Genomic DNA, 14,627 nt, shown 5'->3' with positions numbered 1-14,627 from the left:
GGCGCGGCGGCCGGCCGACGGCTGCCGGCCGGATCAGTCCCGGACCTCGGGTTCGGAGGCGGTCTCCTCGTAGCGGTCGAAGCCGCGCCGGGCCAGCCGGGCCTCGGTCTCGGACAGGGTCACCTCGCGCCGTTCGTCCCACGGCCGTTCCCAGCCGGTGTAGTGCAGCACCCGGTCGATCAGCCCCGCGGTGAAGCCCCAGACCACCAGGTCGTGCACCAGGAACGCGGGGCCCAGGTGGCCGCCGGGGTGGCGCAGCCGGGCCCGGTTGGCCGGATCCGCGAGATCGGCGATCGACACCCGCAGCACCCGCGCGACCTCCTCGGGCGCCCCGGGGGCCACTTCGCTCTCGCGATGCCACCACGCGAGCACGGGGGTGACCACGAAGTCGCTCACCGGGATGTACAGATCCGGCAACCGGCCGAAGATCCGCACGCCGGCGGGGTCGAGCCCGACCTCCTCCTGGGCCTCGCGCAGCGCGGTCCCCTCCGGGCCGTCGTCGCCCGGGTCCACCGAGCCGCCGGGGAACGCGGGCTGGCCCGCGTGCGAGCGCAGCGTCGCGGCGCGCTGGAGCAGCAGCAGATCCGGGCCGTCGGGCCCCTCGCCGAACAACATCAGCACCGCGGAGCGCCGACCACCCTCGGCCGGGGGCAGGAAGCGGCTCAGTTGTTCGGGGCTGATCGACTCGGCGGCGCGCGCGACCGGGCGCAGCCATTCCGGCAGATCGGCTTCGGCCCAGGTCTGGATCCCGGTCCCGGTCTGAGTCACCCGGCGTCCCCCTCGTCTTTCGGTGCGCCGTCCTGCGGTGCGTTCTGCGCCGCTTCGTCCTTCGGTGCGTTCGTCGCCGGGTCGACCGGCACGGCCAGCACCGGCAGGGCCGGCGGCTTGAGCCGTTGGCCGGGCTGCCCGGCCATCTCGTACTTGAGCAGCGCCTTGGCCTTGATCGGATCCGTCTCGCCCTCGCCGTACGCCGGACACAGGGGGGCGATCGCGCACGCCCCGCAGGCCGGGCGGCGGGCGTGGCACACCCGGCGGCCGTGGAAGATCACCCGGTGCGAGAGCAGGGTCAGGTCCTTGCGCGGGAACAGCGCCGCGACCTCCTTCTCGACCTTGACCGGATCCTCGTCCTTCGTCCAGCCGAAGCGCCGGGCCAGTCGGCCGAAGTGGGTGTCGACGGTGATGCCGGGGACGTCGAAGACCTCGCCGAGCACCACGTGGGCGGTCTTGCGTCCCACTCCCGGCAGGGTGACCAGGTCGGCGAGCCTGCCCGGCACCTCGCCGTCGTAGCGCTCCAGGAGCGCCTGGGCCAGACCCTGGACCGAGCGGGTCTTGGCCCGGAAGAACCCGGTCGGCTGAATGATCGCCTCCAACTCGGCCGGCTCCGCGGCGGCGATCGCGGCGGCGTCGGGGAAGCGGGCGAACAGCGCCGGGGTGACCGTGTTGACCCGCCGGTCGGTGGTCTGCGCGGACAACACCACGGCGACCAGGAGCTGAAAGGCGTCGCCGTAGTCGAGTTCACAGTGCGCACCCGGGTATATCTCACCCAGTTCGCGATTGATCCGGCGCGCACGGCGCACCAGAGCGAGATGGGACTCGCCCTTCACGGCTTTTGTGGACTTCACGACCTTCGCGGCTGCCCGCGGCCTGCGCGGTGCGGGCTCCGTCACGTTGCTCGACACCCGGCCAGAGTACGCAGATGTGCGGGGACTACGGTCGAGCAGTCCGCACACGCTTGATCACAGGAGCGACATGTCCGGTTACTGTGGATCCGCCCGTTCGTGATCCAGGCCACCCCGCGTGATGATTGCGGGTACCGGTGCGTCAGACTGTGACCGATCGCACTGTTTGACCGCTCGGCTTCATTGGTGTCGACCAGGCCGGCCTAGGAGGAACCTCGTGGACGACGTTTTGCAGCGGGCTCCGCTGTTCGCGGCGCTCGAAGATGAGGACGCCGCCGAGCTGCGGGCCTCCATGACGGAGGTCGCGCTCGAGCGCGGGGACTCGCTCTTCCACGAGGGTGACCCGGGTGACCGCCTGTACGTGGTGATCGAGGGCAAGATCAAGCTGCACCGCAGCTCCAACGACGGTCGCGAGAACATGCTCGCGGTGCTCGGCCCGGGCGAGATGTTCGGCGAGCTGTCGCTGTTCGACCCCGGACCGCGTACGGCGACCGCGACCGCGCTCACCGACGTGCGGCTGCTCGGCCTGGGCCACTCCGACCTGCAGCCCTGGCTGACCGGTCGGCCCAAGGTCGCCGCGGCACTCCTTCGGGCGATAGCCCGTCGGCTGCGGCGGACCAACGAGAGCCTGGGCGACCTGGTCTTCTCCGACGTCCCCGGCCGGGTGGCCAAGGCCCTGCTGGACCTGTCCCGCCGCTTCGGGGTGCCGGCCGACGAGGGCATCCACGTCGCGCACGACCTCACCCAGGAGGAGCTGGCCCAGCTGGTCGGCGCCTCGCGGGAGACCGTCAACAAGGCGCTGGCCGACTTCGCGAGCCGGGGTTGGCTGCGGCTGGAGGCACGTGCGGTGGTCCTGATGGACGTCGAGCGGTTGTCGCGCCGCTCCCGCTGACACCTCGAACACGACGCGGGGCCCGCCGTCGGCGGGCCCCGCGTCGTGTTCCGGCGTGTGCCTCAGGCGTCCGGGTGTTCGGCCAGGTAGTCCAGCTGGGCCCGGACCGACATCTCGGCGGCCCACCACAGACCTCGGTCCACGTCCGCGTAGACCCGCTCCACGACGTCCTGGGCGGTCTTGTCGCCGGCTGCGACCGCGGCCTGCACCTGGGCCAGCCGGGCCGCCCGGTGCGCCAGGTAGAAGTCGAGCACGCCCGCCGCGTCGTCCAGGATCGGACCGTGCGCGGGCAGTACGGCGGTGATCTCGCCGGATTCGACGAGCGCGCGCAACCGGCGCAGTGAGTCCAGGTAGTCGCCGAGTCGGCCGTCCGGGTGTGCCACCACCGTGGTGCCGCGGCCGAGCACGGTGTCGCCGGTGATCACGAAGCGGTCCGCGGCCACCAGGAAGCACACCGAGTCACCCGAATGGCCGGGCGTGGCCAGCACCCGCAGATCCAGCCCGCCGTCGTCGATCACCCGGCCGTCCACCAGCCCCTCGCCGCCGTAGCGCCACTGCGGGTCGACCGCGTGCACGACGGCGTTGGTGAGTGCCTTGAGGCCGGCCACGCCGGCCGAGTGGTCCGGGTGGCCGTGGGTGAGCAGGATCCGCCCCACCCGGCGGCCCTCGGCCTCGACCGCGGCGACGATCGCGCGCAGGTGGCCCTCGTCGTCGGGTCCCGGGTCGATCACCACGGCGGTGTCCGAGCCGGGCTCGGCCACGATCCACGTGTTGGTGCCGTCCAGCGACATCGCGCTCGGGTTCGGCGCGAGCAGACAGGTCACCCGCGGGCTCGCCGGCCCACCGATGGTCGGGCGGGGGTTGCCGGGCAGGGGCTGTGCGTTCATGGTCGCCATCCTGTACCTCAGTGCCTGTACCTCGGTTGCCCGGGACCGGTCCGGTGGAGGTCCGCGGACCGCCCGGGTCGTCGGTGGAGCCTCAGCGCAGACCGAACGGGTCGGCGATGCCGGGCCATTCGAGCACGAGGCGGTCTCCCTCGAAGCGGCCCTGCGCCATGATCGGAGCGATCTTCCGGTCCGCCGCGGCGGCCAGCGCCGCCGCCGGGTCGGCGAGCTCCGCCAGGTGGCGCAACGTGTCGATGGTGGGTGGCAACATCGCCATGTCCTGCGCCCGGTGTTGCTTCAGCGCGTCGGCGGGCCGGGCCCAGGTGACCCGGTCGGCCTCGCCGGAAACGTCCCGGGTGCGCTGGCCGGTGGGCAGGGCCGCGACGAAGAACCACGTGTCGTAGCGCCGGTCCTCGAACTCCGGGGTGATCCAGCGCGCCCACGCGCCCAGCAGGTCGGAACGCAGGACCAGGTCGCGGCGCTCCAGGAACTCGGTCATCGTCTGCTCGCGCGCCACCAGGGCCGCGCGGTCGGCCTCCCAGTCCGCGCCGGTGGTGTCCGAGACGATCGTGGTCGGGTCGGGACCGGCGAGCAGCACGCCGGATTCCTCGAAGGTCTCGCGCACGGCCGCGCAGACGATCGCGCGGGCCTCGGCCGCGTCGGTGCCCAGCCGCTCGGCCCAGGCGTCCGGCTCGGGTCCGGCCCAGGCCACCGAGTGGTCAGCGTCCCGCGGGTCGACGCCGCCGCCGGGGAACGCGTACATCCCGGCCGCGAACTTCATCGTGGTGTGCCGACGGAGCAGGTACGCCTCGGCGCCCCCGGGGCGGTCGCGCAGCAGCACCACGGTGGCCGCACGGCGCGGGGCGACCGGCTCCGCCTCGCCGGCGATGATCGCGCGGGCCCGCTCGGCCCAGGACGCGGGCATGCCCGACTGGACGTTTCCGGCTTGCGTACTCCCCGTTTCGGCCATGCGCCGGATCGTACGCCTGACCGAGTCAAGTTCCATCCCTCACCCCCGAAAACGATCGGACCCGACCCGAAAGGGGCAGGTCCGATCACCGCGGTGGCCGCATGGACGGTCCGCTCAGATCACCTCGACGAGGATCTCCACCTCGACCGGGGCGTCCAGCGGCAGCACGGCCACGCCGACCGCGCTGCGGGCGTGCCGTCCGGCCTCGCCGAAGACCTCGCCGAGCAGTTCGCTGGCGCCGTTGACGACACCGGGCTGACCGGTGAAGTCCGGCGCGCTGGCCACGAAGCCGACCACCTTGACCACCCGGCGCACCAGCGACAGGTCGCCGAGCTCGGCCTTGACCGCCGCGAGCGCGTTCAGCGCGCACTGCCGGGCGAGCTGCTTGGCCTCCTCGGGGGTGACCTCGGCGCCGACCTTGCCGGTCGCGGGCAGCTTGCCCTCGATCATCGGCAACTGGCCGGAGGTGTGGATGTAGTTGCCGGTGCGGATCGCCGGCACGTAGGCGGCGACCGGGGGCACCACTCCGGGCAGGGTCAGACCCAGCTCGGTGATCCGCTGTTCGGGGTGTACCTCGCTCACTCGGCCGTCACCTGCTTCTGCTTCGCGCGCTTCATGTAGGCCACCAGGCTCTCCGGGTTGGGGCCCGGCACCACCTGCACCAGCTCCCAGCCGTCGTCGCCCCAGTTGTCCAGGATCTGCTTGGTCGCATGCACCAGCAGGGGGACCGTCACGTATTCCCACTTCGTCATGTGTGCAGACTTTAGACGGACACGTCGGGCGGTTCGACGGGGCGCCACGCCACCGGCGAGGACAACACCATCGTGCTGGACGGTTTCCCGTGCTCGGCGAGCCGGTCGATCAGGACCTGGAAGTCCGCCATGGTGGCGACCGCGACCATCAGCAGGCAGCACGCGTCACCGGTGACCCGGTGCACCTGGAGCACCTCGGGCCATTCGCGCACGGTGTCGGCGTCCCGGCGCAGCAGGCAACCGGGGCCGTAACAATTCATCCGGACCAGTGCCACCACACCGCGACCGGCCGCCGCCGGATCCACGTGCGCGTGGTAGCCGGTGATCACGCCGACGTGTTCGAGCCGGCGCACCCGGGTGGCCACCGCGGGCGCGGAGAGGTTGATCCGTCGGGACAGCTCGTTGAGCGAGACCCGGGCGTCGCGCTGCAGTTCGGCGAGCAATCTGCGGTCGATCGCGTCCATGCGCACCCTCCGTTGACGATCGTGAGGAGATGCCCTCCGATACGTTGCGAGCGTAAACCGAAACGGTCCTTCGGATGCTCGACAGCCATTCCCAACCGAATGGTCGCACGATTCCATATGGGCACTCCCCGACCGGCCCTTCCGGCGCACCGGCGGGACGGGCCGGAGAGGTGGTCTGCGATGACGGTCGACGAACGAACGCCGCGAGCCGATCCGGCGGACGGCGGCTGCCCGATGGCCGACCCGCGCGAGCACTTCGCCGCCGCGGTCGCGCCGCCCTACGCGGACTACGTGCAACTCGACCGGCTGCTCGCCCTCCAACGCACCCGCACCGACGTGCCCGCCGAGTTGTCCTTCCTGATCTCCTCCCAGGTGATGGAACTGTTGTTCGCACTGCTGCGGCACGAGTGGACGATCGCGGGCGACGAACTGCACGCGGACGACGTGCCCGGCGCGATCGGCACGCTGCGGCGCAGCATCCACGAGTTGGACGTGCTGGTGTCCACGTGGGACCTGCTCGCCACGCTCACCCCCGGCGAGTTCGGCGCGTTCCGCGAGGCGCTCGGCGAGGCGTCCGGCTTCCAGTCGCACCTGTACCGGCACCTGGAGTTCCTGCTCGGCATCAAGCGCGCGGGCGTGCTGCGGCCCTACACCGGCTCCCCGGCCGTGCACGCCGAGCTGGCCCGCTCGTTGCGCGCGCCGAGCCTGTACGACCACGCGCTGGGCGTGCTCGCCCGCCGCGGCCTGTACTCCCCGGGGCAGGTCGCGGATCCGAGCCGGCCGTACGTTCCGTCCGAGGACGTCGAGCGCGCATGGGCGCGCGCGTACGGCGACGCCGCTGCCGACCTGGTCGAACTCGGCGAGGTGCTCACCGACATCTCCGAGCGCTGGACCCGCTGGCGCGAGCGGCACCTGGCCGCCACACTGCGAGCGCTGGGCAATCGGCCGGGCACGGGTGGCTCGGCCGGAGCGTCTTGGTTGGAACAGACCGTACGTGTGCGCGTTTTTCCCGAGTTGTGGACCATGCGCACCTTGGTCGAACCATCGAAGATCTGAGTTCATCGAAAGATGGGTGAAGCATGTCCGATTCCTTGTCGAACACGGCCACTGACGATTCGTCAGTCCTGTTTCCGACCGGTCGCCTCGCGGCCGATCGGGTCACCGAAGCCGCAAAGCTGGACGCGGCCGACCCGCTGGCGCACGTGCGCGAGCGTTTCCTGCTGCCTGCCGGTGTGATCTACCTCGACGGCAACTCGCTCGGCGCGCTGCCGGCCGCCGTGCCCGAGGCGCTGAACGACGCGGTGCACCGCCAGTGGGGCACCGACCTGATCCGCTCCTGGAACGCCAACGACTGGTGGGGCGCGCCCGCCCGGATCGGCGACCGGATCGGCACGCTGATCGGCGCCGCGCCCGGCCGGGTGATGTGCGGCGACTCGACCTCGGTGCAGATCTTCAACGCGATCGCCGCGGCCTTGCGGCTGCGTCCGGGACGGACCGTGGTGCTGGCCGACCCGGACAGCTTCCCCACCGACCTCTACCTGGCCGACTCGATCGCCAGGCTGCTCGGCGCCGAGGTGCGTCGGGTGCCGGTCGGCGAGGTCGCGGAGGTGCTGCGGACGGACGGCGCCGCGATCGCGGTGATCGCGTACAACCACGTCGACTACCGCAGCGGCGAACTGCGCGACCTGCCCGGCCTGACCGCCGCCGCGCACGCCGCCGGCGCGCTGGCGATGTGGGACGTGTGCCACTCCGCGGGCGCCCTCCCGATCGACCTGGACGCGCACGACGTCGACCTGGCCGTCGGGTGCGGCTACAAGTACCTGTCCGGCGGACCCGGCGCACCGGCCTTCATCTATGTGGCCGAGCGGCACATCGCCGGCTTCGAACCCGCGCTGACCGGCTGGCAGGGGCACGCGAACCCGTTCGGGATGGAGCCCGGCTACACTCCCGCGCCGGGCATCGAGCGGGCCCGGATCGGCACCCCGCCGCTGTTGTCCATGCTCGCGCTCGAAGCCGCGCTGGGCGCGTACGACGACGTGTCGATGACGGCCGTGCGGGACAAGGGCCTGGCGCTGACCGACCTGTTCATCGCGTGCGTCACCGATCTGGGCCTGGAGACGCTGACCCCGATCGAGCACGCCCGGCGCGGCAGCCAGGTCGCGGTGCGCCACCCGGAGCCGCACGCGGTGATGGCGGCGCTGATCGATCGGGGTGTGATCGGCGACGTTCGCCCGCCGGACGTGCTGCGCTTCGGCTTCAACCCGCTCTACGTCGGTTACGCCGACGTGGTCGAGTCCGCGCGCATCCTCGGCGACATCCTGGAGACGGGGGCGTACCTGGATGCGCGCTACGCCGTTCGGGCGACGGTGACGTGACGCGGGTCACCCCTGGGGGATCACCTCCGACCCGGCGGGGACCGGGTGGTTAGGCTCGACTCGTGAGTTTGGGTGCGCGGTCACACGGATCCGGTAACGCCTCGGCTGCGGCCGTATGGCGGAGGCCTTCGAGGGCAGGGATCCGGGCATGCCGGCTCCCCGAAACGAGCGTCGCGCCGCCCGGCCCGACCGCACCCGCTGGACGGACGTCGTGAACACCTCGACGGCAGGCGCACGCACGACCGACGGCAACGCCGATTGGGAGGGCGTGCGCCTGCACGTGGTCAGCGGCAAGGGCGGCACCGGCAAGACCACCGTGGCCGCCGCGCTGGCGCTGGCACTGGCCTCGGGCGGGCGACGCACCCTGCTGGTCGAGGTGGAGGGACGCCAGGGCATCGCCCAGCTCTTCGACTGCCCGCATCTGCCCTACGAGGACCGCAAGATCGCGGTCGCACCGGGCGGCGGCGAGGTCTACGCGCTGGCGATCGACCCGGAAGAGGCGCTGCTCGAATATCTGGACATGTTCTACCACCTGGGCCGGGCCGGAAAGGGCCTGAAGAAGCTCGGGGCGATCGACTTCGCGACCACCATCGCGCCGGGTCTGCGCGACGTGCTGTTGACCGGCAAGGCGTGCGAGTCGGCCCGCCGCCGTACGCACGGGAAGTTCGCCTACGACGCGGTGGTGATGGACGCCCCGCCCACCGGCCGGATCGCGCGTTTCCTCAACGTCAACACCGAGGTGGCCGGGCTGGCCAGATTCGGCCCGATCCACACCCAGGCCGAGGCGGTGATGGGCGTGATCCGCTCCCCGCAGACCGCGGTCCACCTGGTCACCCTGCTGGAGGAGATGCCGGTCCAGGAGACTGTGGACGGCGTCACCGAACTGCGCCACTCGGGCCTGCCCACCGGCGGCGTGGTGATCAACATGGCCCGGCCGCCGCTTCAGGCCGAGGACGAGAGCGACACCGGACAGCGGCTGACGCCCGAACTGCTGGAGGCCGGCCTGATCGCCGGCGGCATCAAGCCCACCCGTCCGCTGATCTCCTCGCTGCTCGCCGAGGCCGACGAGCACGCGAGCCGGATCGAGCTGGAGAGCACGGGGCGCGCCCTGGTCCGCGGCCTGGACCTGCCGGTCTACGAACTGCCGCTGTTGGCGGACGGGATGGACCTGGGCGGTCTGTACCGCCTCGCCGAGGCGTTGCGCGAGCAGGGGATGGCATGAACAGGCTGGAGATCGACGAGCTGATCGACGACCCGGGCACCCGCATCCTGGTGTGCTGCGGCTCCGGCGGCGTCGGCAAGACCACCACGGCCGCGGCACTGGGACTGCGCGCGGCCGAACGCGGTCGGGACGTGGTGGTGCTCACCATCGACCCCGCGCGCCGGCTCGCCCAGTCGATGGGTCTGACCGAGTTGGACAACACGCCCCGGCGGGTCGTCGACGTCGACGAGACCAAGGGCGGCAGCCTGCACGCGATGATGCTCGACATGAAGCGCACGTTCGACGAGATCGTCGAACAGCACGCCGACCCCGAGCGCGCGCAGCAGATCCTGGACAACCCGTTCTACCAATCGTTGTCCTCCAGCTTCGCCGGCACGCAGGAATACATGGCGATGGAGAAGCTGGGCCAGTTGCACGCGACCGGCGAGTGGGACCTGATCGTGGTGGACACCCCGCCGAGCCGGTCCGCGCTCGACTTCCTCGACGCCCCCCAGCGCCTGGGCTCGTTCCTGGACGGCCGGCTGATCCGCATACTCTCGGCTCCCGCCAAGGTCGGTGGACGCGGCGCGCTCAAGTTCCTGTCCGCGGGCATGGGCCTGATGACCGGCGCGCTGAGCAAGGTGGTCGGCACCCATCTGCTGACCGACATCCAGACCTTCGTGGCCGCGCTCGACACCACGTTCGGCGGCTTCCGCAAGCGCGCCGACGCGACCTACAAACTGCTCCAGGCCCGAGGCACCTCGTTCCTGGTGGTCGCCGCGCCGGAGAAGGACGCGCTGCGCGAGGCCGCGTACTTCGTCGACCGGCTGGGCACCGAACGCATGCCGCTGGCCGGCCTGGTGCTCAACCGCGTGCATGCCACGCGTGCGGGTCGACTGTCCGCGGAGCGCAGTGTGGCCGCGGCCGAGGCGCTGACCGAACAGGCCGACCAGGCAGAACAGGGTGAGCAGGGTGAGCAGGGTGAATCGTCCGGGCAGGGTGGGCCGGACGGGCTCGCGTCGCGTCCCGCCGACCTGCGCCTGGTCGCGGGGCTGCTCACGCTGCACGCCGAGCGGCTGCGGGTGATCGACCGGGAGGAGCGGATGCGTACCCGCTTCACCTCGATCCACCCCGAGGTGCGGGTGGCCGAGGTCCCGGCACTGCCCGGTGACGTGCACGACCTGGACGGCCTGCGGGTGATCGGCGAAAGCCTGGGCGCGGGCTGACCACGCGGTGCGCTCGCGAGCCGCCGGCCGGCGGGACGCGTGCGGACCCGCCCGGTGGCGAGCCCGCCGGCGGCCGATCCGTCGCCGGCCCGCCGGGACCCGGGCCTGACTCCCGGCCCCGGCAGGTGATGACGTTCGGAACGCGGTGGCGTTCGGAACACCGTGACGTTCGCAACGCGGTGGCGTCTCGGAACGTGGTGGCGTTCGGCTGCCGACACGTGTTCAGCGCGCAGCGTGCTCAGCCGGCGACCCGAAACTCCTCGTCTCCGTGGATGTCGCGCTCGTACTCCTCGCGCGCGGTCTCCAACAGCCGACGCCACGAGGTGATCATCGGCCGGCGACGCAGCAGCGCGCGCCGCTCCCGCTCGGTCATGCCGCCCCAGACGCCGAACTCCACTCGGTTGTCCAGCGCGTCCGCCAGGCACTCGGTGCGGACCGGACACCCGGTGCACACTGCCTTGGCGCGATTCTGCGCCGCCCCCTGCACGAACAGCTCATCCGGATCGGTACTCCGGCAGGCGGCCTGCGTGCTCCAGTCGGTAACCCAGCTCATGCTGGTGCCGTCCTCTCCCGATTTTCGAGGCTCCCCCAACGGCGGCGAAGGGAATTCCCGACGCCAAGCAGGACGGTACGAAACCCTGGCCACGCGCAACAGCCCCTGCGCGGGCAGTCATCGATGGCCCGGAAGGACTATGCGCAAATATGGACCCACCCGTCCGGGTGAATGCTCTTGCGTTTCCGGTCGCGGCTTCACTCAGAAGGAGGCACGTCGACGGCACGAAGCTCGGTACTGGGACCCGACATCCGGCCACATTCACTCTAAAGAGTGAAATGCCTACTCACACGGATCCCCCGGCTGCTTCGCCAGCTTAAGCGAAGTGCCTTCCCCGCGTAGGGTGTTTGGCCACGTAGGCTGTCGCCCATGGCCCGAACTTCCTCCGGCTCGGCCCGCCCGAAAAGCGGCTCGGCCCGCCCACGATCCCCGCTGGGCTTCGTGGGCCGATTCGCCGCCTTCGTGGGTGCGAGCATCCTCGCCGGTGCCCTGGTCGCGGGAATCGCGCTGCCGTTCGTGGGTGGCTTCGGCCTGACCGCGAAGGCGGCGTCGGAAAACTTCGACGACCTGCCCGGTGACCTGGACCAACCGTTCCTGTCGCAGCCGTCGTACATCCTCGACTCCGAGGGCAACCAGCTCGCGATGGTCTACGACCGGTATCGCATCCTGGTGAACTTCGACCAGATCTCACCGATCATGCGTCAGGCGATCGTGGCGATCGAGGACTCGCGCTTCTACGAGCACGGTCCGATCGACCTCAAGGGCACCCTGCGCGCCCTGATGCGCAACCAGCAGTCGGGTGGTACCGGCACCAAGCAGGGCGGCTCCAGCCTGACCCAGCAGTATGTGAAGAACATCTTCGTGGAGGAGGCCGGCAACGACCCGGCCAAGGTGGCCAAGGCACAGGCCCAGGAGATCTCCCGCAAGATCAAGGAACTGAAGTACGCGATCGGCCTGGAACAGCGGCTGTCCAAGGACGAGATCCTGACCAGGTATCTCAACATCACCTTCTTCGGCCGCCAGGCGTACGGCGTGGAGGCCGCGTCGCAGCGCTACTTCAGCAAGCACGCCAAGGACCTGACCCTGACCGAGTCGGCCACCCTGGCCGGCGTGGTGCAGGCTCCCTCGGCGTTCGACCCGATCGGCTATCCGAAGGCCGCCCGGGAACGCCGCAACATAGTGTTGCAGCGCATGGCCGAGGTGAAGGTCATCTCGCAGGCCGAGGCCGACGCGGCCAAGGCCACCGAACTGAACCTGAAGACCCAGCCGCTGCCCAACGGCTGCATCACCGCCGACCAGATCGACGGTGCCGCGTTCTTCTGTGACTACGTCGAACGGGTGGTCAAGAACGATCCGGTCTTCGGAGCGAATCGGGAGGAACGCGACAAGTTGTGGCGCGAGGGTGGTCTGCGGATCACCACCACGTTGGACCGAAAGGCCCAAAAGGCGGCCTACACCGCCGCAACCAAGGGCGTACTGCAAAAGGACCCGGTCGCCGACGCGGTCGTGATGGTCGAGCCGGGCACCGGCAGGATCAAGGCGATGGCGCAGAGCCGGCCGTACGGCTTCGGCGACTACGAGACCACGCTCAACTACTCGGTCGACCACTCCATGGGCGGCTCTACGTACGGCTTCCAGACCGGGTCGACGTTCAAGCCGATCACCGCCGCGGCGGCGCTGGAGAACGGGATGAAGGTCGATCAGGAGTACTCGACCGAGGCCCAGATGGACATGCGGAAGGAGAAGTTCCGCACGTGTGACAAGCCCACCTCGCCGGACCCGTCGTTCAAGGTGAACAACGAGAGCACGAGCGAGGTCGGCACCTGGAACATGCAGACCGCCCTGGAGAAGTCGATCAACACCTACTTCGTCCTGTTGTCCAAGGACGTGGGGCTGTGTCCGATCGCAACCCTGGCCGATCAGCTCGGAGTGCATTCGGGCGACGGCAAGGCGCTCCAGCAGGTGGGCAGCATGACGCTCGGCTCCAACACGGTGGCGCCGATGAACATGGCCGCCGCGTACGCCGCGTTCGCCAGTCGCGGCGTGTACTGCGCACCGGTCGCGGTCACCGAGGTGGCCAAGCTCGACGGCACCAAGTTGCCCGTCCCCCAGGCGGGCTGCAAGCAGGTGATGAAGCAGAGCACCGCGGACACGATAAACACCCTGCTCGAAGGTGTGGTCGAGGACGGCACCGGCACCCAGGCCGGCCTCAAGGACCGGGACAACGCGGGCAAGACCGGCACCACCGACAACCGCAAGGCGGCCTGGTTCGTCGGCTACACGCCGAACATGTCCACCGCGGTGTGGGTCGGCGGCGCCAAGGACGACGTCAAGATGTTCGACATCACCATCGCCGGCGTCACGCACGAGAAGGTGTACGGCGGTCAGGTACCGGGCCCGATCTGGAAGAGCGCCATGAACGGCGCGCTCAAGGGCATGGAAGCGCCGAAGTTCGTCGACCCGCCCGCGGGCACGATCCCCTCGAAGCCGGACCCGAACAAGAAGCCGACCGACGGCAAGCCGCGGGACCGGGACCAGAACCGGCCGCCGACCGGCGGTGGCACGCGACCGCCGTGGACTCCCCCGACCATGCCGACGAACACGACGCCGCCGGGCGGGGGCGGCAACACCAAGCCGCCGCCGGCGACGCGACCGCCGGGCCATTCGTGGCCGCCGCCGATCGGGGGCGGGTCGGGGGGTGGTGGGTTCGGTGACGACGGCTGACAGCTGATCACACTGGTCACCCTGAACCGATGGTGACCGGCTGCGGGTCGGTGTCGATCCGGGGCCGTGGTGAACGCGGATGGCGGTGCTCCCCTTCGGTGGGGGCACCGCCATCGGCGTTGTGGGGTGGGGTCGGCCGGGGCCGGGGCCGGGGCCGGGACCGGTATCGGGCCTGGGTGGGCCGGGTCGGCCGAGGTGGGGTGGATCCGGGCCGGGGTGGCCGGGGCGGGTCCGAGGTGGGCCCGCCGTCCGGGTCAGACGCCCAGCTGGCTCTTGATCTCGGCGGCGATCCGGCCGCCTTCGGCCTTGTCGCCGACCTTGGGGCGGACCACCTTCATCACCTGGCCCATCGCCTGCGGACCACTCGCCCCGGTCTGCGCGATGGCGTCCGCGACGATCACCTTGAGCTCGTCGTCGGACAACTGCGCCGGCAGGTAGGCCGCGAGGACCTCACCCTCGGCACGCTCACGCGCGGCGGACTCGGTCCGGCCGCCGTTCTCGAAGGCTTCGGCAGCCTCCCGGCGCTTCTTCGCCTCGCGCACGATGACCTTGAGGACCTCGTCGTCGGACAGCTCGCGGGCGGTCTTGCCCGCGACCTCCTCATTGGTGATCGCGGTCAGGGTGAGGCGCAGCGTCGAGGAGACCAGTTCGTCACGGGACCGGATGGCCTCGGTGAGGTCGCTCTGCAAACGGCTCTTGAAGGGGCTCATGCGATCAAGTGTCGCAGCCGACACCACGCCGGCCGTACCCAATTACGGCCGCCGGGGTGGCGAGGCCACGGCGGGGCTCGCGATCGGGTGTGGCCGGGACGACCCCGGCGCGAGGTGGTCTCGGGCGTCGATCGACCGCCCGTGCGGTCGGGTGCGAGGCCGCCGGGACCGGCCGTCCCGTCGCCCCGCAGGGTCGG

Annotated in this window: 15 protein-coding genes; 6 read left to right on the top strand and 9 right to left on the bottom strand. The window is 70.9% G+C overall.

Translation table 11 applies throughout. The features are described from left to right. Nucleotides 1-33: 33 nt before the first annotated feature. A complete protein-coding gene (locus ACFZBU_RS27560; protein WP_391586351.1) occupies nucleotides 34-768 on the bottom strand; it encodes an NUDIX hydrolase in 735 nt (244 codons plus the stop codon). Beyond that, entirely contained in the window at nucleotides 765-1,679 is a 915-nt protein-coding gene (nth, locus tag ACFZBU_RS27555; RefSeq protein ID WP_391586350.1) for an endonuclease III, read from the bottom strand. The genes ACFZBU_RS27560 and nth overlap by 4 nt, the downstream gene beginning before the upstream one ends. Before the next feature lie 217 nt (nucleotides 1,680-1,896). Between nth and ACFZBU_RS27550 the strand changes: the two genes are divergently transcribed. Next, complete coding sequence (locus tag ACFZBU_RS27550) at nucleotides 1,897-2,571, top strand: Crp/Fnr family transcriptional regulator (RefSeq protein ID WP_020554920.1); 675 nt, start codon at nucleotides 1,897-1,899, stop codon at nucleotides 2,569-2,571. 62 nt (nucleotides 2,572-2,633) lie between these two features. On the opposite strand, the gene ACFZBU_RS27545 is transcribed toward ACFZBU_RS27550, so the two are convergent. The 5 genes from ACFZBU_RS27545 to ACFZBU_RS27525 all read right to left on the bottom strand — a co-directional run bounded on the left by ACFZBU_RS27545 (nucleotide 2,634) and on the right by ACFZBU_RS27525 (nucleotide 5,641). Beyond that, a complete protein-coding gene (locus tag ACFZBU_RS27545; protein WP_391586349.1) occupies nucleotides 2,634-3,467 on the bottom strand; it encodes an MBL fold metallo-hydrolase in 834 nt (277 codons plus the stop codon). Nucleotides 3,468-3,549: 82 nt separating this feature from the next. Next, entirely contained in the window at nucleotides 3,550-4,425 is an 876-nt protein-coding gene (locus tag ACFZBU_RS27540) for an NUDIX hydrolase (protein WP_391586348.1), read from the bottom strand. Between the two features lie 114 nt (nucleotides 4,426-4,539). After that, the gene (locus ACFZBU_RS27535) at nucleotides 4,540-5,007 is read right to left on the bottom strand and encodes a RidA family protein (RefSeq protein WP_391586347.1); all 468 of its coding nucleotides are present in this window, start codon (nucleotides 5,005-5,007) and stop codon (nucleotides 4,540-4,542) included. Then, nucleotides 5,004-5,177, bottom strand: coding sequence for a DUF4177 domain-containing protein (locus ACFZBU_RS27530; RefSeq protein ID WP_020554916.1), 174 nt, complete (start codon nucleotides 5,175-5,177; stop codon nucleotides 5,004-5,006). Before ACFZBU_RS27530 ends, ACFZBU_RS27535 begins: the two co-directional genes overlap by 4 nt. 11 nt (nucleotides 5,178-5,188) lie before the next feature. Next, nucleotides 5,189-5,641 (bottom strand): Lrp/AsnC family transcriptional regulator, encoded by a 453-nt coding sequence (locus ACFZBU_RS27525; protein WP_391586346.1) that lies wholly within the window; start codon nucleotides 5,639-5,641, stop codon nucleotides 5,189-5,191. 180 nt (nucleotides 5,642-5,821) lie between these two features. Between ACFZBU_RS27525 and ACFZBU_RS27520 the strand changes: the two genes are divergently transcribed. From ACFZBU_RS27520 to ACFZBU_RS27505, 4 genes are all read left to right on the top strand, one after another. Further along, nucleotides 5,822-6,697: a tryptophan 2,3-dioxygenase gene (locus ACFZBU_RS27520; RefSeq protein ID WP_391586345.1), complete on the top strand. Its 876-nt coding sequence runs from the start codon at nucleotides 5,822-5,824 to the stop codon at nucleotides 6,695-6,697. Between the two features lie 23 nt (nucleotides 6,698-6,720). Beyond that, complete coding sequence (gene kynU / locus ACFZBU_RS27515) at nucleotides 6,721-8,016, top strand: kynureninase (protein WP_391586344.1); 1,296 nt, start codon at nucleotides 6,721-6,723, stop codon at nucleotides 8,014-8,016. A gap of 148 nt (nucleotides 8,017-8,164) precedes the next feature. Then, nucleotides 8,165-9,238: an ArsA-related P-loop ATPase gene (locus ACFZBU_RS27510; RefSeq protein ID WP_391586343.1), complete on the top strand. Its 1,074-nt coding sequence runs from the start codon at nucleotides 8,165-8,167 to the stop codon at nucleotides 9,236-9,238. After that, entirely contained in the window at nucleotides 9,235-10,443 is a 1,209-nt protein-coding gene (locus ACFZBU_RS27505; protein WP_391586342.1) for an ArsA family ATPase, read from the top strand. The genes ACFZBU_RS27510 and ACFZBU_RS27505 overlap by 4 nt, the downstream gene beginning before the upstream one ends. A 238-nt stretch (nucleotides 10,444-10,681) precedes the next feature. On the opposite strand, the gene ACFZBU_RS27500 is transcribed toward ACFZBU_RS27505, so the two are convergent. After that, nucleotides 10,682-10,996 (bottom strand): WhiB family transcriptional regulator, encoded by a 315-nt coding sequence (locus tag ACFZBU_RS27500; protein WP_020554910.1) that lies wholly within the window; start codon nucleotides 10,994-10,996, stop codon nucleotides 10,682-10,684. A gap of 369 nt (nucleotides 10,997-11,365) precedes the next feature. Between ACFZBU_RS27500 and ACFZBU_RS27495 the strand changes: the two genes are divergently transcribed. Beyond that, nucleotides 11,366-13,720, top strand: a complete 2,355-nt coding sequence (locus tag ACFZBU_RS27495; RefSeq protein WP_391586341.1) for a transglycosylase domain-containing protein — start codon at nucleotides 11,366-11,368, stop codon at nucleotides 13,718-13,720. Nucleotides 13,721-13,974: 254 nt separating this feature from the next. Here ACFZBU_RS27495 and ACFZBU_RS27490 read toward each other — a convergent pair whose 3' ends face one another. Next, nucleotides 13,975-14,430 carry a GatB/YqeY domain-containing protein gene (locus tag ACFZBU_RS27490; RefSeq protein WP_020554908.1) on the bottom strand — a complete coding sequence of 152 codons (456 nt, stop codon included), beginning with the start codon at nucleotides 14,428-14,430 and terminating at the stop codon, nucleotides 13,975-13,977. Nucleotides 14,431-14,627: the final 197 nt, after the last annotated feature.

Source organism: Embleya sp. NPDC008237 (assembly GCF_042956465.1).
In the GTDB taxonomy this organism is placed as follows: Bacteria; Actinomycetota; Actinomycetes; order Streptomycetales; family Streptomycetaceae; genus Embleya.
This window is presented reverse-complemented; position numbering and strand designations above follow the sequence as displayed.

What these genes read in the sequence shown, in the direction of transcription:
- ACFZBU_RS27545 (WP_391586349.1), bottom strand. Translation starts at nt 3,467, where the DNA reads ATGGCGACCATGAACGCACAGCCCCTGCCCGGCAACCCCCGCCCGACC.
- ACFZBU_RS27540 (WP_391586348.1), bottom strand. Translation starts at nt 4,425, where the DNA reads ATGGCCGAAACGGGGAGTACGCAAGCCGGAAACGTCCAGTCGGGCATG.
- ACFZBU_RS27530 (WP_020554916.1), bottom strand. Translation starts at nt 5,177, where the DNA reads ATGACGAAGTGGGAATACGTGACGGTCCCCCTGCTGGTGCATGCGACC.
- ACFZBU_RS27525 (WP_391586346.1), bottom strand. Translation starts at nt 5,641, where the DNA reads ATGGACGCGATCGACCGCAGATTGCTCGCCGAACTGCAGCGCGACGCC.
- ACFZBU_RS27520 (WP_391586345.1), top strand. Translation starts at nt 5,822, where the DNA reads ATGACGGTCGACGAACGAACGCCGCGAGCCGATCCGGCGGACGGCGGC.
- kynU (WP_391586344.1), top strand. Translation starts at nt 6,721, where the DNA reads ATGTCCGATTCCTTGTCGAACACGGCCACTGACGATTCGTCAGTCCTG.
- ACFZBU_RS27510 (WP_391586343.1), top strand. Translation starts at nt 8,165, where the DNA reads ATGCCGGCTCCCCGAAACGAGCGTCGCGCCGCCCGGCCCGACCGCACC.
- ACFZBU_RS27505 (WP_391586342.1), top strand. Translation starts at nt 9,235, where the DNA reads ATGAACAGGCTGGAGATCGACGAGCTGATCGACGACCCGGGCACCCGC.
- ACFZBU_RS27500 (WP_020554910.1), bottom strand. Translation starts at nt 10,996, where the DNA reads ATGAGCTGGGTTACCGACTGGAGCACGCAGGCCGCCTGCCGGAGTACC.
- ACFZBU_RS27495 (WP_391586341.1), top strand. Translation starts at nt 11,366, where the DNA reads ATGGCCCGAACTTCCTCCGGCTCGGCCCGCCCGAAAAGCGGCTCGGCC.
- ACFZBU_RS27490 (WP_020554908.1), bottom strand. Translation starts at nt 14,430, where the DNA reads ATGAGCCCCTTCAAGAGCCGTTTGCAGAGCGACCTCACCGAGGCCATC.